We start from the raw sequence: 21,138 nt of genomic DNA, 5'->3' as shown, positions 1-21,138 counted from the left end.
GAAACTTTCCTAACAGTACGCGGCAACATCACTCCCCCAACGGAGGTACCGTGCACACCCCCCACACAGGCACTTCGCGTCGCACCCTGCTCACCCTGATGGGCGCCTCATTGGTGGCGGCCCCGCTCCTCACCGGACAGTCCGCGACGGCCGCCGCGGCCGGTCTCGACGACCCGGCGAAGAAGGAGATCGCCATGAAGCTGGTCTCCAGCGCGGAGAACTCCTCGCTGGACTGGAAGGCCCAGTACAAGTACATCGAGGACATCGGCGACGGGCGCGGCTACACCGCCGGGATCATCGGCTTCTGCTCCGGCACCCACGACATGCTCGACCTCGTCGAGCTCTACACCCGGCGCAAGCCCGGCAACGTGCTGGCCAAGTACCTGCCCGCACTGCGCGAGGTCGACGGCAGCGACTCCCACGAGGGCCTCGACCCCGGGTTCCCGGCGGACTGGCGGCGGGCCGCCCAGGACTCGGCGTTCCAGCAGGCCCAGAACGACGAGCGCGACCGCGTCTACTTCAACCCGGCCGTCGGGCAGGGCAAGACCGACGGGATCGGCGTCCTCGGCCAGTTCACGTACTACGACGCCATCGTGATGCACGGCGACGGCGACGACAGCACCAGTTTCGGCAGCATCCGGCGGCGCGCGCTCGCGAGGGCCAAACCGCCGGCCCAGGGCGGCGACGAGGTGACGTACCTGAACGCCTTCCTCGACGCGCGGGTGTGGGCCATGAAGCAGGAGGAGGCGCACTCCGACACCAGTCGGGTCGACACCGCGCAACGAGTGTTCCTGCGCAACCGGAACCTGAACCTGAACACACCGCTGGACTGGAAGGTCTACGGCGACAGCTACCACCTCGGCTGACGGACGCGGCACGGGCGAAGGGGCGCGGCACCCGACAGGTGCCGCGCCCTCCTTCAAGTCCCCTCACTTCACTATGCGTCGGTGTCCGCGCGGCGGAGACCGTTCCGGGGCGCGCACGTCCGCGCGCGCCCCGGAGGCGGCCGCCGTGGACCCCGCTCGGGTCCGCGGCCACCGGCCGAGGGCCGTCCCCCTCGGCCGGAGTTCCGCGCCGGTCAGGCCTGTCCGGCGATCCGCGCGAGGCGCCGGGCCTCGTCCCGCGTGGAACGGGCGACGGCGTCCTCGTCGACGTGCAGCAGGTGACCGTCCTGGACGACCGGGCGGCCGTTCACGAGCGAGAGGGTGACCGGGGCGGCGGCGCCGAGGACGAGCGCCGTCACCGGGTCGGCGATCGAGGCGTGCGCCAGGGTGTCGAGTCTCCACAGCACGAGGTCGGCGAGCTTGCCGACCTCCAGGGAGCCGATCTGGCTTGCCCGGCCCAGGACTTGAGCCCCTCCGTAGGTGCCGAGGCGCAGCGCCTGACGGGCGTTCAGGGCTGCCTCGCGGTGGGCGCCGAGCCGGTTGATGAGCAGGGCGTTGCGCAGCTCGGTGTGGAGTTCGCCGGACTCGTTCGACGCGGTGCCGTCGACACCGAGGCCGACCGGGACGCCGGCCGCCAGCATGTCGGGGACCCGGGCGATGCCCGCGGCCAGGCGGGCGTTGGAGGAGGGGCAGTGGGCCACCCCCGTCCTCGTACGGGCGAAGGCGGCGATGTCGGAGTCGTTCATGTGGACGCAGTGCGCCATCCACACGTCCTCGCCGAGCCAGCCGGTCGACTCGAAGTAGTCGGTCGGGCCCATGCCGAACAGTTCCTTGCAGAACTGCTCCTCCTCCACGGTCTCCGAACCGTGCGTGTGCAGCCGTACCCCCTTGCGGCGGGCCAACTCGGCTCCCTGCCTCATGAGTTCGGTGGAGACGGAGAAGGGCGAGCAGGGCGCGACGGCGATCTGGGTCATGCTGTCGAAGGAGGCGTCGTGGTGCTCGTCGACGGTCGCCTCGGTGGCCGCGAGCGCCCCTTCGAGGGTCTCGACGGCGAAGTCCGGCGGCAGTCCGCCGTCCTTCTCGCTGCGGTCCATGGAACCGCGGGCGAGGGTGAAGCGGACGCCGGTCTCGCGGGCGGCCCGGATGACGGCGCCGGACAGGTCGCCGGCGCCCTCGGGGAAGACGTAGTGGTGGTCCATGGCGGTGGTGACGCCGCCGCGGGCCATCATGGCGAGGGAGCCCTGGGCGGCCGCGTGGACCATGGGCTCGTCGATGCGGGCCCAGGTCGGGTAGAGCGCGACGAGCCAGTCGAAGAGGTTGTGGTCCGTGGCGAGGCCGCGGGTGATCCACTGATAGAAGTGGTGATGGGTGTTGACCAGGCCGGGGGTGGCCAGGTGGCCGGTGCCGTCGACACGGCGGACCACGTTCTCCAGGTTCTCGGGGGCCTTTCCGGAGCCCACCGACTCGATCGTGTTGCCGGCGACGACGATGTGCCCCGAGGTGTACTCGGTGTCGCCCGCGTCCACGGTCGCGATGGCGCAGTTCTCGATGACGATGCGCTGGACTGGCACTGCGGTTCCTCGTTCTTCCGGATCGGCGGACGGACCCGGCGGCCGAGCGGGGTGACGACCGGGTCCGTGGTGGCGGTTCTAGAGGTTGGTGAGGTCCACCGGGATGCGCGGGTCGCGGCCGTCGCGCAGGACGGTGGCCTCGATGAGCCCGTACGGACGGTCGGCCGCGAGGTAGACCTCGTTGTCGTTCTCGAGGCCGAACGGCGTCAGGTCGACCAGGAAGTGGTGCTTGTTCGGGAGCGAGAAGCGGACCTCGTCGATCTCGTCCCGGTGGTCGATGATCCGCGCGCCCATCTCGTAGAGGGTCTGCTGGAGCGAGAGGGAGTAGGTGTCCGCGAAGGCCTGGAGCATGTGCTTCCTGACCTCGTCGTAGGACTTGTCCCAGTCGGGCATCCGCTGCTCGTCGCCGCTCCAGCCGAAGCGCCAGCGGCTGGAGACCTGGGTGGCCAGGATGCGGTCGTGGGCCTCCTGGAGCGTCGTGTACCTGTCCTTGACGTAGCCCCAGAACTCGGAGTTCGTCGAGTTCATCACGACGAGGTCCTTCAGGCCCGAGACGACCTCCCACGCCTCACCGTCGAAGGTGATCTGGGTGACGCGTGTCTCCTGGCCCTTGCGGACGAAGGAGTGCCGGGCCTCGTCCGCGCCGGCGGCCCGGGACGCGGCGTCCGGGGCCTCGATGCGCTCCCAGGCGTACTCCTCGATACGGACGCGCGCCCGCCGGATCGGTTCCTGGCTGGTCACGAAGTGCCGGGCGAGATGGATGCCGAACCGCTCCGCGGACTCGATGCCGTGCTCCTTGGCGAAGGCGTACACCGTGTTCTTGGTGGTGTCCGTCGGCAGGACGTTCGCGTTGGAGCCGGAGAGGTGGACCTCGTCCATGTCGCCGCTCAGCGCGACGGACACGTTCAGGTCCTTGATGTGGTGCGTGGCGCCGTCGCGGGTGATCCTGACGACGCGGTTCTCGGCCTTGCCGTACTGGTTCTGCCCCAGGAGCACCGGGCGGCCCTGGCGGGAAGGTTCGGTCATGTCTGCTAGCTCCCTCGGTAAACGGAGTAGCCGAACGGGTTGAGCAGCAGCGGTACGTGGTAGTGCTCGCCCGGCCTGACGGCGAAGGTGATGGTCACCTCGGGGAAGAACGTCTCGCTGTCCCGATTCGCGGGGGCGTCCTGCTGCGCATCGGCTCGCTGTGTCGTTGTCGCCGGATCCTGCTCGAAGTACCGCTCGACCTCGAAGTCGAGCCGTACGTGGGTCGTGCCCTCCGGCAGCGCCGGAAGGTCCCTGCACCGGCCGTCCGCGTCGGTCGCGGAACCGCCGAGCGCCCGCCAGTCGCCCTCGCGCCCCGCGCGGGCGGCGAGCCGGACCGCGACGCCCCGCGCGGGGCGGCCCACGCTGGTGTCCAGGATGTGGGTGGACACGGAGGCCGTGGTGTCGGTGCTCATGCCTCTTCCTCCTGTACGGGGTCCGCTGCGCGTTCTTCCGGTACGGGGTCCGCTGCGCGTTCTTCCGGTACGGGGTCGCCGACGAGACGGCCGAGCCGGATGCGGTTGATCTTTCCCAGTTCGACGCGGACGATCTCGCGCTCCCGCCCGGCCGGATTGCCGATCCGCTCCTTGACCGCGTCGCGCATCTGCTCCCCGGTCCGGCCGGTGGCGCAGATGAGGAAGACGTGGCCGAACTTCTCCTGGTAGGCCAGGTTCAGTCCGAGCATCTCCTCCTTGAGCTCCGCGGAGGCGCCGGCCATCCCGCGCTGTTCGCGCGAGGAGGCCGGGTCGCCGGGCTTCGGCCGTCCGATGGGCGGGTGCCCCGCCATCGCCTCCGTCAGGTCGGCGGTGGCGAGGCCCGCGGTGGCGGCGTCGCTCTCGGCGTACAGGTCCTCGGCGGTGGCGTAGGGACGGGCGGCGAGCAGCCGCTCGGCCCACGTCCGGGAGGCGCACACCTCGTGGAGGACGGCGAAGGCCGCGGACTCCTCAAGGGTGTTGAGGCGGTCGAGGCCGCCGGATGCCGTACTCGACTCCATGGGAAGCCTCCGTGGCCGTGTGCTGGACGGGCTGCGGACAGCTAACGCCCTCGGCGATGCGACGTCAACACTTTGTTGAAAACTTCGGGTTACGGGAGGTGACGAAAGCCGCCGCCCGGTCGTCCGGACGGCGGCGGGGTGGCGGCCGGTGACATCTGCCGCCCGAAGCGTGTTCGCGCCGGTCAGGCGCCCTTCTCGCGATTCAGGTAGTTGTAGACGGTGAACCGGCTCACGCCGAGCGCGCTCGCCACGGTCTCCACACCGTGCCGCACGGAGAAGGCCCCGCGGGCTTCCAGTATGCGCACGATCTCCTGCTTGGCCTTGCGGTCGAGCTCCGCGAGCGGCTTGCCCCGCTTGCGCTCCAGCGCGGCCAGGATGTGGTCGAGCGAGTCGGCGAGCTGGGGCAGGCGCACGGCGACGACGTCCGCGCCCTCCCAGGACAGCACGACGTCGTCGACGCCGGCCAGCTCGGGCGCCAGCATCTCGCCGCCCATGGCGTCGACCAGCGGTTTGACCGCCGCGACGAAGGGGTCGTCCGCGATTCCGGTCACTTATCGCCCTCCCCCGCCGCCCCGACGACGTTCACCTGGAGCGAGACCCGGGTGGCGCCCGCGTCCAGGACCTGGCGCAGCAGCGCCTCGACGGCGGTGAGCACGGCGTCCGCCCCGCCCTCCGCCGTGTTGCCGAACGGCCCGACGTCCACGGCGTCCAGCTCGGCGGCCTCGATGACCTCACGGGCGACCAGGGCGTGCCGGGGCGCCTCGTCGAGGTCGAAGGGCTCGGTCGTGAACTCCACTCTCAATCGCACGGGCTCAACCTACTGCGCGCCGCGGACACCCCGGCAAGCCCCTTGCGACGGGAGCGGGTCACGACCACGGCTTTCCGCCGGGACCCCCCTTGACAACCCTCTCGACCCGACGGCAATCTTCCATTGAGCAGAAACAAGTTTCCGCAATACGGAATCACTCGCGATGCGGAACCACTGCGGAAGAACCCTCGACATCCGGCCGGACCGACAGCACGGCCGCCGATACGGAAGGGAGCGCCGACCCCATGGGATTCGCGGACCAGCGCTTCAACGTCAATCTGTCGATCCTCTTCACGGAACTCCCGCTCCTGGAGCGCCCCGCGGCCGCCGCGGCGGCCGGTTTCACCGCGGTCGAGCTGTGGTGGCCCTGGGCCGATTCCCCCACCCCCGGGCGGTCCGAGCTCGACGCCCTGAAAGCGGCGATCGAGGCCGCCGGTGTCCGGCTGACAGGGCTGAACTTCTACGCCGGACGGCTGCCCGGTCCGGACCGGGGTGCCCTCTCCCTCCCCGGGGAGGAGTCCGCGAGATTCCGGGCCAACATCGACGTGGCCGCCGACTTCGCCGGGTCGCTGGGCTGCACGGCGCTCAACGCCCTGTACGGCAACCGCGTCGACGGCGTGGACCCGGACGAGCAGGACGCGCTCGCACTGGAGAACCTGGCCCTCGCGGCCCGGGCCGCCGACCGGATCGGCGCGGTCCTGCTCGTCGAGACCCTCAACGAGCGGGAGTCTCCGGACTATCCGCTGGTGAGCGCCCCGGCGGGCATCGCCGTCGTCGACAAGGTCAACGCGGCGACCGGTCTCGGCAACACCAGGTTCCTCATGGACCTCTACCACCTCGCCATGAACGGCGAGGACCTGCCGGGGGTGATCGCCGCCTACGCCGACCGGACCGGGCATGTGCAGATCGCCGACAGCCCCGGACGCGGCGCGCCGGGGACCGGCGCGCTCCCCCTCGAAGAGCTCCTCGACCAGCTCGCCGAGGCCGGATACGCCGGCTGGGTCGGCCTGGAGTACAAGCCGGGCGACCGGCCGAGCGCGCAGGCCTTCGACTGGCTGCCCGCCGCGGCCCGGGCCGCCCGCTGAGCGGCACCCCGATGAAGCAGCAGATCCCCCAGAGAGGCACCCTCATGAGCGACAACCTCCCCAAGGTGGCATGGATCGGGCTCGGCATCATGGGCTCGCCCATGTCGGAGAACCTGATCAAGGCCGGGTACGACGTCACCGGTTACACGCTGGAGCGGGACAAGCTGGAGCGCCTGGCCGCCGCGGGCGGCACCGCCGCCGGTTCGATCGCCGAGGCCGTGCGGGACGCCGACGTGGTGATCACGATGGTGCCCGCCTCCCCGCAGGTCGAGGCCATCGCGTACGGCCCCGACGGCATCCTGGAGAACGTGCGGCCCGGCACGCTGCTGATCGACATGTCCTCGATCACCCCGCAGACCTCGGTGGACCTGGCCAAGGCCGGCGCCGAGAAGGGTGTCCGGGTCCTGGACGCCCCGGTGTCCGGCGGCGAGGCCGGGGCGGTCGAGGCCGTGCTGTCGATCATGGTCGGCGGCGAACAGGGTGCCTTCGACGAGGCGGAGCCCCTCTTCGAGGCGCTCGGACGGACCATCGTGCTGTGTGGTCCGCACGGCTCGGGCCAGACCGTGAAGGCGGCCAACCAGCTGATCGTCGCCGTGAACATCCAGGCGTGCGCCGAGGCCGTGGTCTTCCTGGAGCGTTCCGGCGTGGACCTGAGGGCGGCGCTCGACGTCCTCGGCGGCGGCCTCGCGGGCTCCACCGTGCTGGCCCGCAAGAAGGACAACTTCCTGAACCGCGACTTCAAGCCCGGCTTCCGCGTCGACCTGCACCACAAGGACATGGGCATCGTCACCGACGCCGCCCGTACCGTGGGCGCCGTGCTGCCCGTGGGAGCCGTGGTCGCCCAGCTCGTCGCCGGCCTGCGCGCGCAGGGTGACGGCGGCCTGGACCACTCCGCGCTGCTGCGCGCGGTCGAACGCCTCTCCGGCGCCCGGGTCTGAGCGGACACCTCGAACTTCCGGGCCGCGGCGGCGCCGACATCTGTCCTGTCGCGCCCAGGCGCCGCCGCGACCCGGATCCGCGTTCGGAGAGATGAGCTCCCGGACCGCGTCACGAACGGCCCGGATGAGGGGTGGCCGCTTCGGACACGGTGCGGGCGGGGTGAGGACCGCGGCGGCGTGCGAGCCAGTGCGGTGGTGAAGGATCCGGTTCCCCTTCTCGACCTGAGGGAAGGGTGACGCCGGTCCGTCGCGGCCGCCGCGGTCCCAGCCACACCTCGGCTCCGGCCACAGCTCGGTCCCAGCCACACCTCGGCTCCGGCCACAGCGTGGCTTAAGCCGAGCCCCACAGACCCCGTCCGGCGGCGCGAACGTACTGTCGCGCCCAGCCTCGCGCCGTCGGACGGCACCAGCCCGCGGCGCACCGGGGACCAGGCACCGGCTCCGGGTGCGGATCGCGGCCGCGGCCAGCAGCCTTGGACCATGGAGGCTGACGGCATGGAATTCCCCAGGATCGTGGTGCACACACCGGCGCTGGACGGGTCGCGGCGGGTCACCGAGGGCGACCGGGTGCTCGGCATCGCGTACCACCTCGACGACGTGGTCGAGATCCTGCGCCAGGCGGACGTCGACCTCGACGCGATCGAGGTCGAGGAGAGCGACATCATCGAGTGGCAGGGCGGCGGCCCGGACGACTGGCCAGGACTCTCGGAGCACACGGAACACACAGGACACACGGGGCGCGCGGACGGGTGAGGGCCGCATGTCGTGGGCGCCGAACCACACGTCGCGGACCCTGACCGGCGCGGTGGATCGGGCGCCGGACGGGCTCCCTCCGTACGCAAGCGGGCGTAGGACGCCTACGGAACCCTCAAATCAACCTCTGAACACTGCCCCAGGGGCTTCACCTGCCGCCGGATAAGGCACATCCTCGGCACACGGGGCCCGCCGGCACGGGGGCGGCGGGTCCCGAACGGGGGTACGGGGGTACGGGGGTAGCACCATGAACGGGAGCGCGGCGGTCGGGCCAAGGCCTCGGACCGTCGCGCTGCCGCGTGTCCGGGGAGCCGCGGCGGGCGGCAGGAGCGCGGGCTGCCCCGGGCTCCGCCGGAACGGTTCCGGCTTCAGCGGCTGCGGGGGCGGCTGGGAGGCTTGAGGCGGCGCGCGGTGACCGCCCGCGGATTCTCCAGGAACGGCAGCACATGCCGCAGGAAGAGCCCCGGGCGCTCGTTGTACGGCTCGTGGGCCGTGGGCAGCAGGACGCTCAACGTCCGTGCGGGAAGCACGCGTTGGGCGTGGCGACCGTCGAGGAACGCGGGGACGACGGGATCGCGGCTCCCCCACAGGAGCAGGATCGGCAGGTCGAGGGCGGCGGGGTCCGCGAGGCCGAAGTCCGGGTCGGCGAGGCCGCGCCAGAGCGCGCAGTGCACCGCCAGTCGCCGCTCGTCGTGCGGCAGCCGGCGCACACGGGCGTACGTCTCCCGCGCGCTCGGGGTGCCCAGCCGGCCCAGATAGGCGCGGGCCAGCGGGACGACGAGCCGGCGGGCACGGGCGGGTCGGCCCATCACCTCGCGGCAGAACCAGCGGGTGAGCGCGCTGTGCCGGGTGAAGCCCGCCGGGTCGACCAGGATCAGCGCGGCGACCGACGCGGCACGGGGGCCCTCGGCCAGACGGCAGGCGACATAGCCGCCGACGCTGTTGCCGAGCACGGCGACCTCTCGCACGCCCTGCTCCTCGCGGAGCGCGTCGATCACCCGCTCCGCGACCTCCACCAGGCCTTCGGGGGTGACCCGCCCGGGTTCCGGGGCGGTCGAGCCGCCGTACCCGGGCCAGTCCACGACGAACGTGCGGTACCGGTCGGCGAGGGCGGGCAGCACGGCGTCGAAGTCGCGGCCGTCCCCGGGGTTGGCGTGCAGGAGCAGCAGCGCGGGGGCGTCGGACGGGGCCGGGGCTCCCTCCGGCCGGGCACCGGGGAGGGGGTCGAGCCGGCGTACGGCGATGTCGCCGAGGTGGGTGGGGACGGTCATCCGCATGGGGCGAGCATGCCGGACCCGCCCGCTCCTGGGAACAACGCGCCTGGGCGGCCCGCCACTTGGGACGGGCCGCCGCTGTCGGGACGGACCGCACCGCTCCCCCGGACGGGGTGTCCGGCCCGGGACGGGTTGTCCGACCGGGACGGGTTGTCCGACCGGGACGGGTTGTCCGACCGGGACGGACCGCACCGCTCCCCCGGGCGGGGCGTCCGGCCGGGGACGGGTGTCCGGCCCGGGAAGGGTGTCCGCGTCAGACCTTCAGTGTCCTGATCGCGGTGGGCGCGTGGCCCGGCTCGGTCGCGATCTCCTCGAACTCGACCACGTTGCCGATGTCGTTCGTCCTGCTCATGGCGATGTTGGTGACGCGTTCCAGGATCACCTCGACGACGACGGGGACCTGGAACTCGGCGGCGAGCTTCTTGGCCCGTTCGAAGGCGGCGCCGAGTTCGCCCGGGTCGGTGACCCGGATCGCCTTGCAGCCGAGGCCCTCGACGACCTTGACGTGGTCGACGCCGTAGACGCCGAGCTCCGGGGAGTTGATGTTCTCGAACTCCAGGTTGACCTGGAAGTCGATGTCCAGACCGAGCTGCGCCTGCCGGATGAGGCCCAAGTAGGCGTTGTTCACCAGGACATGGACGTACGGGATCCTGTGCTGGGCCCCGACGGCCAGTTCCTCGATCATGAACTGGAAGTCGTAGTCGCCGGAGAGCGCGACGACCTGCGCGCCGGGGTCGGCCTTGGCGACGCCGAGCGCGGCCGGGATCGTCCAGCCGAGCGGGCCCGCCTGACCGCAGTTGATCCAGTGCCGCGGCCGGTAGACGTGCAGCATCTGGGCGCCGGCGATCTGCGAGAGGCCGATGGTGGTGACGTACCGCGTCTCCGGGCCGAAGGCCTTGTTCATCTCCTCGTAGACGCGCTGCGGTTTGATCGGGATGTCGTCGAAGTGCGTCCGGCGCTGGAGGGCGGCCCGCTTCTCCTGCGCGGCGGCGGCCCACGCGGAACGGTCGGGCAGCCGGCCGGCCGCCTTCGACTCCCGTGCCACCTCGACGAAGAGCTCCAGGGCGGCCCTGGCGTCGGAGGCGATGCCGAAGTCCGGGGCGAAGATCCGTCCGAGCTGGGTGGGCTCGATGTCGACGTGCACGAACTTCCGCCCGGCCGTGTAGACGTCCAGGTCGCCGGTGTGGCGGTTGGCCCAGCGGTTGCCGATGCCGAGGACGAAGTCGGACTCCAGGAAGGTCGCGTTGCCGTAGCGGTGGGAGGTCTGGAGGCCCACCATGCCCGCGTTGAGTTCGTGGTCGTCGGGCAGCACACCCCAGCCCATGAGCGTCGGGACGACCGGGATGCCCGTCAACTCGGCGAATTCGACGAGCAGTTCGGCGGCGTCGGCGTTGATCACCCCGCCGCCGGCCACGATCAGCGGGCGCTCGGAGGCGTTCAGCAGCCCGATCGCCTTCTCGATCTGGGCGCGGGTCGCGGCGGGCTTGTACGCCCGGAGCGGTTCGTACGTCTCGGGGTCGAACTCGATCTCGGCGAGCTGGACGTCGACGGGCAGGTCGATCAGAACGGGCCCGGGGCGCCCGGAGCGCATGAGGTGGAAGGCCTGCTGGAAGACGCCGGGAACCTGCGCGGCCTCCAGCACGGTGACCGCCATCTTCGTGACGGGCCCCGCGATCGAGGCGATGTCGACGGCCTGGAAGTCCTCCTTGTGGATCACCGCGGTCGGCGCCTGGCCGGTGACGCACAGGATCGGGACCGAGTCGCCGCTCGCGGAGTAGAGACCGGTGACCATGTCGGTTCCCGCGGGGCCCGAAGTACCGACGCAGACACCGATGTTGCCCGGGTGCGTCCGGGTGTAGCCCTCGGCCATGTGCGAGGCGCCCTCGACATGACGGGCCAGGGTGTGACTGATCCCGCCGGACGCCTTGAGCGCCGCGTAGAAGGGGTTGATCGCCGCGCCCGGAACGCCGAACGCGTCGGTCACGCCCTCGCGCCTGAGGATCTCGACTGCCGCGCGGGCAGCGGTCATACGAGCCATGGAGTACTCCTGCTTCGGCTGTCGGATTCGCGCTCCCGTCGCGCCCGCGGAGAGCTCGATATTCCATATTGCGGAAACTAACTTCTGCTATCTGGAAGCAATGTAGGCGTCGGGGCAGGGAGTGTCAACGGTGTGCGGTACGCCGTACCGGGCCGGCGCGCATCGCGGCGTTTCGCTGCCGGACGCCACCCGGCAGGAGGACGATGGACGCGCCGAAACCCGATGTGAGCTTCTGGAGCGGTCCATGGCCGAGAGCGTGCCGGTGCGGTGTCCGGCCTGCCGCCGCGAGCACCTGTACGCGGCCCCGTCCTACCCCTGCGTGTGCGGATCGCCCGTGACGGCCCCGCTCGACCGCCGCGCGGAGCCGGCCCCCGTCACCCACCGCGCGTGGGACGACGAATGGACCACGGTCCGGTGCGACGCCTGCGGCCGCGAGACCCAGTGGCCGCATCCCGAGGTGGGCTGCTCCTGCGGAACGACGCTGCGGATCCCGCTGCGGGCGGCCAGCGCGACGCGCCCCGCCCACCCGCCGAACCCCACCCCCGCCCACCCAAAACCCCACGACATGGACCCCACCCCGCCCCATCCGGAACCCCGCGACACGGACCCCACCCCTGCTCGCCCCGAACCCCGCGGCGAGGGCGAGGATCCGGTCGCCGCCGAGGAACGGGAAGGGAGAACGGGGATCGGTGCGCCCCGGGCCACCGTCCGGCCCCGGAAGCCCGGCCGGGACACCGGGGCCGGCCCGTCCCGGGGCGGCGACCGCGGCGGGGGCCGCACCGCGGCCGACGCGTCACGGAACACCGCCGGGGGCGCGGACCAGGGCGCCGGGCCGGACCGCGGGACGGACGGCCGGGCGGACGGCGGGCGGGGCTCCGGAGAGGGAGCGCGGGCGGGCCGGCCGGCGTTCCGGCCGGTCACCATTCGCACCGCGCGCGACGCCGTCACCGCCGCCGCGCTGTATCTGGGCTGGCTCGGCTACCGCGACATCCGGCGCGCGGACCAGCGGCCCCCGTCCGGGATCGGGCTCGCCGCGCGCGGCATCCTCGCCCAGGTGGACCCCACCGTGCGGCCGGCCTCGCTGCGCGACGTGGAATGCCTGTGGCTGACCGCCATGACGGAGTCGGCGGACTGCGTCTTCTTCTCCCTGGCCGGATACGCCGAGGACGCCCGTGCCCGCGCCGACACCCTCGGCGTCCCCCTCTTCGTCCTGGACCTCACGGGCACACCCCAGCCGGTGAACAGCCCGGCCGACGAACTCATCGCCGTCACGGACTGACCACCGGCCACGGGCACGGGCGCCTACTCGGCGTACGTCTCCCGCAGTTCGATCTTCCGTACCTTCCCCGAGACCGTCATCGGGAAGGTCTCCAGGATGCGCAGCCGGCTCGGGATCTTGTAGTGCGCCAGCCGGCCCTCGCAGAAGGCGCGCAGCTCGTCCAGGGTGAGGGGCTCGGCCGGATCGCGCGGGATGACGCAGGCGAGCACTTCCTCGCCGTAGCGCTCATGGGGAACGCCGACCACCTGGACGTCGGCGATCTTCGGGTGGGCGTACAGGAACTCCTCGATCTCGCGCGGATAGATGTTCTCGCCGCCCCGGATGATCATGTCCTTGATGCGGCCGACGATCTCGACGTATCCGTCCTCGCGCATCACGGCGAGGTCGCCCGTGTGCATCCAGCGCCCCGCGTCGACGGCCTCGGCGGTCTTCTCCGGCTCGTTCCAGTAGCCGAGCATCACGCTGTAGCCGCGGGTGCACAGCTCCCCGGCCTTGCCGCGCGGCCGGGTCACCCCGTCCACGGGGTCGACGACCTTCACCTCCAGGTGCGGCAGGACCCGGCCGACCGTGCCCGTGCGGTGTTCCAGGTCGTCGTCCCGGCGGGTCTGGAGCGAGACGGGCGAGGTCTCCGTCATGCCGTAGCAGATGGACACCTCTTCCATGTGCATCTCGGCGACCACCCGTTTCATCACCTCGACCGGGCAGGGCGAGCCCGCCATGATGCCGGTGCGCAGGGTGGAGAGGTCGTACGACGCGAAGTCGGGGAGGTTCAACTCCGCGATGAACATGGTGGGTACGCCGTACAGCGAGGTGCACCGCTCCTGCTGCACGGCCCTCAGCGTGGCCGCGGGGTCGAACGACGGCGCCGGGATGACCATGCACGCGCCGTGCGAGGTGGCGGCCAGGTTTCCCATCACCATGCCGAAGCAGTGGTAGAACGGCACGGGGATGCAGACCCGGTCCTGCTCGGAGTAGGCGATCGACTCACCCACGAAATAACCGTTGTTGAGAATGTTGTGGTGGGAGAGCGTGGCTCCCTTGGGGAAGCCCGTCGTGCCCGAGGTGTACTGGATGTTGATGGGGTCGTCGCAGGACAGCTCGCTCCCGCGGGCGTGAAAGTCCTCGTACAGGTCGGGGGTCCCGCGCCGCAGCAGCGCGTCCCAGCCCGGATCGCCGATGTACACGGTCTCCCTCAACCGCGGGCACCTGCGGCGTACTTCCTCGACCATCGCCCGGTAGTCGCTGCTCTTGTGGCTGAGGGAGGCGAAGAGGAGCGAGATCCCGGCCTGGTTCAGGACGTACTCCACCTCGTGGGTGCGGTACGCCGGATTGATGTTCACCATGATCGCGCCGACGCGGGCGGTGGCGTACTGGACGAGCACCCACTCCGGGCAGTTGACCGCCCAGATGCCCACCCGGTCGCCCTTGGCGACTCCGGAAGCGAGCAGCGCGTACGCCAACTCGTCCACGGCGGCGCCGAATTGCGCGTAGGTCCAGCGCCGCCCCGAGGGCACGTCGACCAGTGCCTCCCTCTCCGGCCAGGCGGCGACGGCCCGGTCGAGGTTCGCCCCGATGGTGTCGCCGAGCAGCGCCGTGCCGCCCGTCCCGTGCGCGTACGACAGTTCACTCACCGGAAGTCCTCCTCGCGGTACTCGGCGTCCGAGCCCGCGGCCGTGGCCTCGCGCAGCTCGATCCGGCGGATCTTGCCGGAGACGGTCTTGGGCAGCTCGCCGAACTCCAGGCGGCGGATGCGCTTGTACGGGGCGAGCACCATGCGCGCGTGCTCGAAGAGGAGCTTGGCGGTGTCGGGTCCCGGCCCGTACCCGGCGGCGAGGACGACGTACGCCTTCGGGACGGCCAGGCGCAGTTCGTCGGGGGCCGGGACCACGGCGGCCTCGGCGACCGCCTCGTGCTCCAGGAGCGCGCTCTCCAGCTCGAAGGGCGAGATCTTGTAGTCGGAGGCCTTGAACACGTCGTCCGCGCGGCCGACGTAGGTGATGTAGCCGTCGGCGTCGCGCGAGCCGATGTCACCGGTGCGGTAGTAGCCGCCCGCCATCGCCTCCGCCGTACGGTCGGGGTCGCCGTGGTAGCCGGTCATCAGGCCCACGGGGTGCTCGGACAGGTCGAGGCAGATCTCGCCCTCCGCGGCACCGGGCGCGCCCGAGACCGGATCGAGCAGTTCGACGCGGAACCCGGGGCTGGGACGGCCCATGGAGCCGACCCTGAGCGGCTGGCCCGGGCTGTTGGACACCTGGACGGCGGTCTCCGTCTGCCCGAAGCCGTCCCGGACGGTGACGCCCCAGACGCGCCTGACCTGATCGACGACCTCGGGGTTCAGCGGCTCGCCCGCGGCGACGGCCTCGCGCGGTGGGGTCCGCAGCAGCCCGAGGTCGGCCTGGATGAGCATGCGCCACACGGTCGGCGGGGCGCAGAAGGTGGTGACGCCGGCCCGGTCCATCTCGGCCATCAGCCGGCCCGCGTCGAAGCGCGTGTAGTTGTACAGGAAGACGGTCGCCTCCGCGTTCCACGGTGCGAAGAGGTTCGACCAGGCGTGCTTGGCCCAGCCGGGTGAGGAGATGTTCAGATGGACGTCCCCGGGCCTCAGCCCGATCCAGTACATGGTGGCCAGGTGGCCGATGGGGTACGAGACGTGGGTGTGCTCCACCAGCTTGGGCCGCGCCGTGGTGCCCGAGGTGAAGTAGAGCATCAGGGGGTCGTCCGCGTGGGTGGGGCCGTCGGGCTCGAAGGCGGCGCCGGCGGCGGCCGTCTCCTCGTACGCCTGCCAGCCGGGGCGTGTGCCGCCGACCGCGATACGGGTGTAGTCGCCCGGCACCGCGTCGAACTTCGCGGTGTCCTCGGCCCGCGCGACGACGTGGCGTACCCGGCCGCGTCCGACCCGGTCGGCCAGGTCGGCGGGGCCGAGCAGCGGGGTGGCCGGGATGACGACGGCACGCAGTTTCATCGCGGCCAGCGCCGTCTCCCACAGCTCGACCTGGTTGCCGAGCATGACGAGGACGCGGTCCTCGGCCCCCACGCCCCGCTCACGCAGCCAGTTGGCCACCCGGTTCGAGCGTTCGGACATCGTGGCGAAGGAGACCTCGACACGTTCCCCGTCCTCCTCCACGATGTGCAGGGCGGTGCGGTCGTTGTCGCGCGCGATGGCGTCGAACCAGTCGAGGGCCCAGTTGAAGAGCTCCGGGCGGGGCCAGCGGAAGCCCTCGTAGGCCGTGGTGTAGTCCGCTCGGTGTTCCAGCAGGAAGTCCCGCGCGGCGCGGAACTCGTCCGCCCCGCCTGTCGTCGCCGTCATGTGTCCTCCTCGTTGCCGGACCGCCGCCTACCATCGTGTATTCCGTGATGCAGGTCTCACCACCCCCGAACGGGGGTAGGCCGCGACGAAGGGGAGAGCAGGTGGCAGCAGACACGGCCGAGTCGGTGGAAGTGCGCGCCGCGCTGGTGCGGCTGCGCCGTGCCACCGGGCTGCCGGTGGCCTTCGGCGGCCTGGCCGACTCCGGCGGGCGGCTGGTGCGCATCAGCGAACTGAGCGGTACGGCGACGCCCGCGCTGAGCGCGCTCGCGGTCTCCTCGGGCAACGGCCTGGGCGGCAAGGCGGTGGCCCTCGCCCGGCCCTGCGCGGTGAGCGACTATCCGGCCTCGCGGCAGATCAGCCACGAGTACGACAGGGCGGTGGCGACGGAGGGGCTGTGTTCCGTCCTCGCGGTTCCCGTGGTCGTACGGCGCCGGGTGCGCGGTGTGCTGTACGGCGCTCTGAGGACGGCCCAGCCTCTGGGTGACCGGACGCTGGAAGCGGCTGTCGCCGCGGCCCGGGACGTGGAGCAGGCCCTGGTCGTCCGGGACGCGGCACGCGATCTGCTGGACGTCGTCCGCGAGCCCGGCCCGGCGACGGAAGCGACGAAGGACGCGGCCTGGGAGGAGGTGCGCGAGGCGCACGGGACGCTGCGGGCGCTGGCGCCGCGGATCGCCGACCCGCGGCTGCGGGCCGAGCTGCTCTCCGTGTGCGGCCGGCTGGCCGACGCGGCGGCTCCGTCCGCGGGGGTACCGCGCGATGTCGGACTGTCTCCGCGCGAGGTGGACGTCCTCGCCTGTGTCGCGGCGGGGGCGACCAACGCGGCCACCGCCGAACGGCTCGGGCTCCGTCCGGAGACCGTGAAGGGGTACCTGCGTTCGGCGATGCGCAGGCTCGGCGCACACACTCGTCTGGAGGCGGTCGTCGCCGCGCGCCGGGCCGGGGTGCTGCCTTAGCGCGCCGCCCGCTTCGGCACCCTCCATTCAATCGCCCGGTCCGTGAAATGACGTATGCGAGCCATCTTGTTATTTCCCTCACCACCCGGACCGTCCGAAATTCAAAGAGACGTTGCCTAATATTGGCCAAGACACGACACACGAGGGGAGCGGTGACCGTGCGAGGGGACTTCAGGGAACCTGCCAGACCGCGCCCCGACCTGGTCATCGGCCGGGACGAACTCCTCGCGGTGGCACGGGAGCAGCTCTCCGGCGGTGGCAGTGTCCTCGTGCACGGGCCGGCGGGAATAGGAAAATCGACCGTCCTGCGGGCACTGGCCGCCGAATACGCCGAATCGGCACGGACCGTCTTGCGTTGCTCGGCCACCGAGTCCGAATCCCATCTCCCCTTCCTCGCGCTGGCCGACCTCCTCGGTCTGGTCGTCGACGAGATAGCCGACCGGCTGCCCGCCCCGCAGCGCACCGCCCTGGAGTCGGCGCTCACCGGCCGTGGTGAGTCCACCCTCCAGCGCGACGGCCTGGCACTGCGGCTCGCGGTGCTGTCGGCGTTCCGCGCCCTGGCCGCGCGGGGGCCGGTGCTGATCGTCGCCGACGACCTCCAGTGGCTCGACCCGGCCAGCGCCGAACTCCTCGGCTTCGCCGCCCGCCGGCTGGGCGGCACACCGGTCCGCATGCTGTGCGCCGTCCGTACGGAGACCGAGCCGCAGGCGCAGGACCACGACCGCTTTCTACGCGCGTCTGTCCCGGAGACCCTGGCCCTGCGGGTCGCCCCGCTGGCCCGCGCCCAGGTGGCCGAACTCCTCGGACAGCGCGGCTACACCGGTCTGCCCCGCTCCACCGTGCGCGACATCCACCGCACCAGCGGCGGCAACCCCCTCTTCGCGCTGGAGCTGGGCCGCGCCCTCGCCGAGTCCCCGACCCGGCCGAGTCCCGGCGAGCCGCTCCCCGTACCGACGTCACTGCGCGCGCTCGTCCTCAGCCGCCTGGACATGCTGTCCGCCGAGGCCCGCCGCACCCTGCTGGTGGTGAGCGCGGGAGCCCGTCCGACGCTGGCCCTGCTGCATGCCGCGGGCCGGGAGAACGCGGAGGCGGAGACGGCCTCGGCAGCCGCCCTGGGGCTTCTCGCCACCGAACGCGAGACACCGGGCATCCGTTTCGCGCACCCCCTGGTCTCCGCCGCCCTGTACGCGGAGGCCGACGCGCAGGAGCGGCGCGCGGCACACTCCGCCCTGTCCCGCGCGGCCTCCGATCCCATCGAGCGGGCCCGCCACCTCGCGCTGGCCACCACCGGCACGGACCCCGCGGTCGCCGCCCGGCTCGGCGAGGCCGCGGCCGCCGCCCGTGACCGCGGCGCCCCCTCCGTCGCCGTCGGGCTCGGACTGCTCGCCGCCCGGCACACACCGGCCGACGCCCGGCCGGGCCCGGACGAACGGCGCCTCCAGGCGGCCGAGGACGCGCTGACCGCCGGGGAGACGGACCTCGCCCGGGACATCGCCCGCCAGGTGCTGTCACGAGCCACCGCCCCCGCCGAACGGGTCCGGGCCTGGATGGTCGTCGTCGACTCCGCCGGACAGGCCATGGCCGAGATCGACGCCGTCTTCCCCCAGGCGCTCGCCGACGCGGGCGACGACCCCGGCCTGGTCGCCCTCGTCCGCTACCAGCTCGCCTGGCGGGCCCTGTTGATGGACGGCGAGATGACCAAGGCCCGTGAGGAGGCCGCCCGGGCCGCGCGGCTCGCGGCGCGCGCCGGGGACCGGCGCACCGAACTCCTCGCGCTCGGCTTCCAGGCGCAGATGGAGACCCTGATGGGGCACCCGGAGGCGCCCTCGACCATCCAGCGGGCGATGCGCGAGCCGCAGGACCCGCGGGTCGCCTGCGACCACAACGGGGCCGGAGCCGCCCGCTTCCGCTGGCTCATCATGGGCGACCGGCTCGCCGAGGCCCGTACGGCCATCACCGCGCTGCTGCGCGAGGTGCAGCGGCGCGGCATGGTCGAGAGCGAACTGCACTTCCTGCGCGGCCTCGCCGAGACCGAACTGCGCTCCGGTCACTGCGGCCGCGCTCTCGACCTGGCCCGGGAGAGCCTTCGGCTGGCCCGCGACACCGGCATCGGCGAGGCCGCCACGGCCATGTTCACCTCGCTCGCCGAGGCGGCCGGCGGTGACGTGGACCGGGCGCTCTCGCTCGCCCACGAGGCCGTGGACCGCGCCGAGGAGGACGGCGACCTGGTCTACCTCTCGCGCGCCCTGGGCGCCCTCGGGCACGCCCAGCTCGTCGCCGGGGACGCGTCGGCCGCGGTCCACTCCCTGCGCCGGGTCCGCGAGCTGGAGGAGAGTCTCGGTGTCATCGACCCCGCCCGGGGCCGCTGGCACGGGGACCTGGCCGAGGCCCTGGTCAGGATCGGCGAGACGGCGGAGGCGCAGGACGTCATCGACGTGACCCGCAGGCGCGCGCTGCGGCTGGAACGCGAGAGCGTGCTCGCCGTGCTCGACCGCGCCGAGGCGCTGGTACGGGCCGCACGCGGCGAACAGGGGCCCGCGGAACGCCAGTTGGCCTCCGCCCAGGACCGCCTCGGCAAGCTGGGCTACGGCCTGGAGGAGGCCCGCGCCGCCTACGCCCTCGCCGGGCTGCGTACCTTCCCCCACGCTGCCGGATCCGCTCGGGCAGGGGGGACGCCCGGGCCGGGACCCACCTCCTACGACGAGGCGGCCCGGCTGTTCCGCCGGTGCCGTGCGCTGCCCTGGCTCCGGCAGGTCGAGACGGCGACCGCGCATCCCCCGGCCGCGCCGCCCCTCGCCCCCGCCGCCCTCGACACCCTCGCGGCCACCGAGCGCCAGGTCGCCGCCCTGGTCATGGAGGGCGCCACCAACCGCGAGATCGCCGGGCGCCTGTTCATCAGCGTCAAGACCGTGGAGGCCACGCTCACCCGGGTGTACCGGAAGCTGGGGATACGGTCGCGGGTCGACATCGTGCGGCTGGCGGCGGAACGCAGGCCCGACTGACGCTCCCCCGGCCGACGGCCCTGGAGCGGTGCGGGCCGAAACGGTGACGGGGACCGCGCGGGGAGCCGCCGGACCGGTGAGACTGCGGGCCGGAACGGTGACGCTCCGGCCGACACCGGTAGAGCTCCGGGCCAGGACGGTATGGCTGCTGGGTGACTCCTTCGGGTGAACGTGCGCCGGACGGGCGAGGCCCCCGGGTCGGGACCAACCGGACGGCGCCCCCGTCAAACACGGCCCGTGCCGTGCAAGGGTTTTCCCTCCCCCGTCTCCACTAGGGGGTTCCCTCATTGGGAGAGAGCGGTCACACCCCCTAGCGTGTGGGAGTGCCGCTCGCTCGGGCCCTACGACACCCCATCCAGAGGCGTCGTGACTCCCCCACACACACCCGCGCGTCCCCCCACCGGCAACTTTCAAGGAGACCGATGTTCGGGCTCAACCGCGTCAAGAAGAGCGCCGCCCTGTGTGCGGCGACCGCCGCAGCCGCCGCGACCACGCTGCTCGGCGCCCCGTCCGCCGCAGCCGTTCCCCAGCCCATCGTCGGCGGCACGACGACCACGACGACCGCGTACCCGTTCATGATGCAGATCACCGACGCCCGGCAGAACCAGTTCTGCGGCGGCACCCTCGTCGCCGCCGACAAGGTCGTGACCGCCGCCCACTGCATGGCGGGCGAGACCACCGACAGCGTCCGGGTGGTGGGCGGGAGGACGTTCCTCAACGGCACGGACGGCACCGTCAGCAGGGTCAGCGACATCTGGATCAACCCCGACTACACGGACGCCACCGACGGCGACGACGTGGCCGTGCTGACCCTGTCCACGTCGATGCCGTACACCCCGGCACGGTACGTCTCCGGCTCGGACACCGGCCTGTACGCGGCCGGTACCACGGCCCGCATCGTCGGCTGGGGCACCACGTCGGAGAACGGCGCCTCCTCCAACCAGCTCCGCACCGCCACCGTCCCGACCGTGTCCGACTCCAGTTGCGCCGCCTCGTACGGCTCCACCTTCGTGGCCTCCGACATGGTCTGCGCCGGCTACGCCGCCGGCGGCGTGGACACCTGCCAGGGCGACAGCGGCGGGCCGCTGCTCATCGGCGGGGTGCTGGCCGGCATCACCTCCTGGGGCGAGGGCTGCGCCGAGCCCGGCTTCCCGGGGGTCTACACCCGCCTGACGACGTTCTCCAGCCTGGTGACCGAACAGGTCAACTCGTAGGAGACGATGATCTCC

18 protein-coding genes are annotated in these 21,138 nt (G+C 72.3%); 8 read left to right on the top strand and 10 right to left on the bottom strand.

The window, feature by feature from the left end:
* The first annotated feature begins 98 nt into the window (after positions 1–98).
* Positions 99–866: a chitosanase gene (locus ACFYW9_RS21660; RefSeq protein WP_389152662.1), complete on the top strand. Its 768-nt coding sequence runs from the start codon at positions 99–101 to the stop codon at positions 864–866.
* Between the two features lie 212 nt (positions 867–1,078).
* On the opposite strand, the gene ACFYW9_RS21655 is transcribed toward ACFYW9_RS21660, so the two are convergent.
* The 6 genes from ACFYW9_RS21655 to ACFYW9_RS21630 all read right to left on the bottom strand — a co-directional run bounded on the left by ACFYW9_RS21655 (position 1,079) and on the right by ACFYW9_RS21630 (position 5,280).
* Complete coding sequence (locus ACFYW9_RS21655; protein ID WP_389152634.1) at positions 1,079–2,455, bottom strand: 8-oxoguanine deaminase; 1,377 nt, start codon at positions 2,453–2,455, stop codon at positions 1,079–1,081.
* 78 nt (positions 2,456–2,533) lie between these two features.
* Complete coding sequence (gene pucL / locus ACFYW9_RS21650; RefSeq protein WP_389152631.1) at positions 2,534–3,481, bottom strand: factor-independent urate hydroxylase; 948 nt, start codon at positions 3,479–3,481, stop codon at positions 2,534–2,536.
* A 5-nt stretch (positions 3,482–3,486) separates the two neighbouring features.
* Complete coding sequence (uraH, locus tag ACFYW9_RS21645) at positions 3,487–3,894, bottom strand: hydroxyisourate hydrolase (RefSeq protein WP_388776881.1); 408 nt, start codon at positions 3,892–3,894, stop codon at positions 3,487–3,489.
* Positions 3,891–4,472, bottom strand: a complete 582-nt coding sequence (uraD, locus tag ACFYW9_RS21640) for a 2-oxo-4-hydroxy-4-carboxy-5-ureidoimidazoline decarboxylase (protein ID WP_389152626.1) — start codon at positions 4,470–4,472, stop codon at positions 3,891–3,893. The genes uraH and uraD overlap by 4 nt, the downstream gene beginning before the upstream one ends.
* A 182-nt stretch (positions 4,473–4,654) precedes the next feature.
* Positions 4,655–5,023, bottom strand: coding sequence for a helix-turn-helix domain-containing protein (locus ACFYW9_RS21635; RefSeq protein ID WP_326784752.1), 369 nt, complete (start codon positions 5,021–5,023; stop codon positions 4,655–4,657).
* On the bottom strand, positions 5,020–5,280 hold the full coding sequence (locus ACFYW9_RS21630) for a hypothetical protein (RefSeq protein WP_326784753.1): 261 nt from the start codon (positions 5,278–5,280) through the stop codon (positions 5,020–5,022). Before ACFYW9_RS21630 ends, ACFYW9_RS21635 begins: the two co-directional genes overlap by 4 nt.
* A gap of 245 nt (positions 5,281–5,525) precedes the next feature.
* On the opposite strand from ACFYW9_RS21630, the gene ACFYW9_RS21625 reads away from it, so the two are divergent.
* From ACFYW9_RS21625 to ACFYW9_RS21615, 3 genes are all read left to right on the top strand, one after another.
* Positions 5,526–6,365 (top strand): TIM barrel protein, encoded by an 840-nt coding sequence (locus tag ACFYW9_RS21625; protein WP_389152621.1) that lies wholly within the window; start codon positions 5,526–5,528, stop codon positions 6,363–6,365.
* Positions 6,366–6,409: 44 nt separating this feature from the next.
* On the top strand, positions 6,410–7,303 hold the full coding sequence (locus ACFYW9_RS21620) for a 2-hydroxy-3-oxopropionate reductase (RefSeq protein WP_389152618.1): 894 nt from the start codon (positions 6,410–6,412) through the stop codon (positions 7,301–7,303).
* A gap of 495 nt (positions 7,304–7,798) precedes the next feature.
* The gene (locus ACFYW9_RS21615; protein WP_351861092.1) at positions 7,799–8,056 is read left to right on the top strand and encodes a hypothetical protein; all 258 of its coding nucleotides are present in this window, start codon (positions 7,799–7,801) and stop codon (positions 8,054–8,056) included.
* Between the two features lie 368 nt (positions 8,057–8,424).
* On the opposite strand, the gene ACFYW9_RS21610 is transcribed toward ACFYW9_RS21615, so the two are convergent.
* Both ACFYW9_RS21610 and gcl read right to left on the bottom strand, forming a co-directional pair.
* Positions 8,425–9,333 carry an alpha/beta fold hydrolase gene (locus ACFYW9_RS21610; protein ID WP_389152615.1) on the bottom strand — a complete coding sequence of 303 codons (909 nt, stop codon included), beginning with the start codon at positions 9,331–9,333 and terminating at the stop codon, positions 8,425–8,427.
* A gap of 250 nt (positions 9,334–9,583) precedes the next feature.
* Positions 9,584–11,368, bottom strand: a complete 1,785-nt coding sequence (gcl, locus tag ACFYW9_RS21605) for a glyoxylate carboligase (RefSeq protein ID WP_389152612.1) — start codon at positions 11,366–11,368, stop codon at positions 9,584–9,586.
* Positions 11,369–11,612: 244 nt separating this feature from the next.
* Here gcl and ACFYW9_RS21600 point away from each other — a divergent pair, with 244 nt between their 5' ends.
* On the top strand, positions 11,613–12,647 hold the full coding sequence (locus tag ACFYW9_RS21600; RefSeq protein WP_389152609.1) for a hypothetical protein: 1,035 nt from the start codon (positions 11,613–11,615) through the stop codon (positions 12,645–12,647).
* Between the two features lie 23 nt (positions 12,648–12,670).
* On the opposite strand, the gene ACFYW9_RS21595 is transcribed toward ACFYW9_RS21600, so the two are convergent.
* Positions 12,671–14,278 carry an AMP-binding protein gene (locus tag ACFYW9_RS21595; protein WP_351861099.1) on the bottom strand — a complete coding sequence of 536 codons (1,608 nt, stop codon included), beginning with the start codon at positions 14,276–14,278 and terminating at the stop codon, positions 12,671–12,673.
* Positions 14,275–15,954, bottom strand: a complete 1,680-nt coding sequence (locus ACFYW9_RS21590) for an AMP-binding protein (RefSeq protein WP_389152606.1) — start codon at positions 15,952–15,954, stop codon at positions 14,275–14,277. The genes ACFYW9_RS21595 and ACFYW9_RS21590 overlap by 4 nt, the downstream gene beginning before the upstream one ends.
* 101 nt (positions 15,955–16,055) lie before the next feature.
* On the opposite strand from ACFYW9_RS21590, the gene ACFYW9_RS21585 reads away from it, so the two are divergent.
* The 3 genes from ACFYW9_RS21585 to ACFYW9_RS21575 all read left to right on the top strand — a co-directional run bounded on the left by ACFYW9_RS21585 (position 16,056) and on the right by ACFYW9_RS21575 (position 21,123).
* Positions 16,056–16,907, top strand: a complete 852-nt coding sequence (locus tag ACFYW9_RS21585) for a response regulator transcription factor (protein WP_389152603.1) — start codon at positions 16,056–16,058, stop codon at positions 16,905–16,907.
* Between the two features lie 152 nt (positions 16,908–17,059).
* Positions 17,060–19,909: an ATP-binding protein gene (locus tag ACFYW9_RS21580; RefSeq protein WP_389152599.1), complete on the top strand. Its 2,850-nt coding sequence runs from the start codon at positions 17,060–17,062 to the stop codon at positions 19,907–19,909.
* Between the two features lie 422 nt (positions 19,910–20,331).
* Positions 20,332–21,123: a S1 family peptidase gene (locus tag ACFYW9_RS21575; RefSeq protein ID WP_389152596.1), complete on the top strand. Its 792-nt coding sequence runs from the start codon at positions 20,332–20,334 to the stop codon at positions 21,121–21,123.
* Positions 21,124–21,138 lie beyond the last annotated feature (15 nt).

Origin of the sequence: Streptomyces sp. NPDC002698, assembly GCF_042888945.1 — a bacterium.
Classification (GTDB): domain Bacteria; phylum Actinomycetota; class Actinomycetes; order Streptomycetales; family Streptomycetaceae; genus Streptomyces.
The sequence above is the reverse complement of the archived record's forward strand: the minus strand, read 5'-3'. Positions and strand labels throughout refer to the sequence as shown.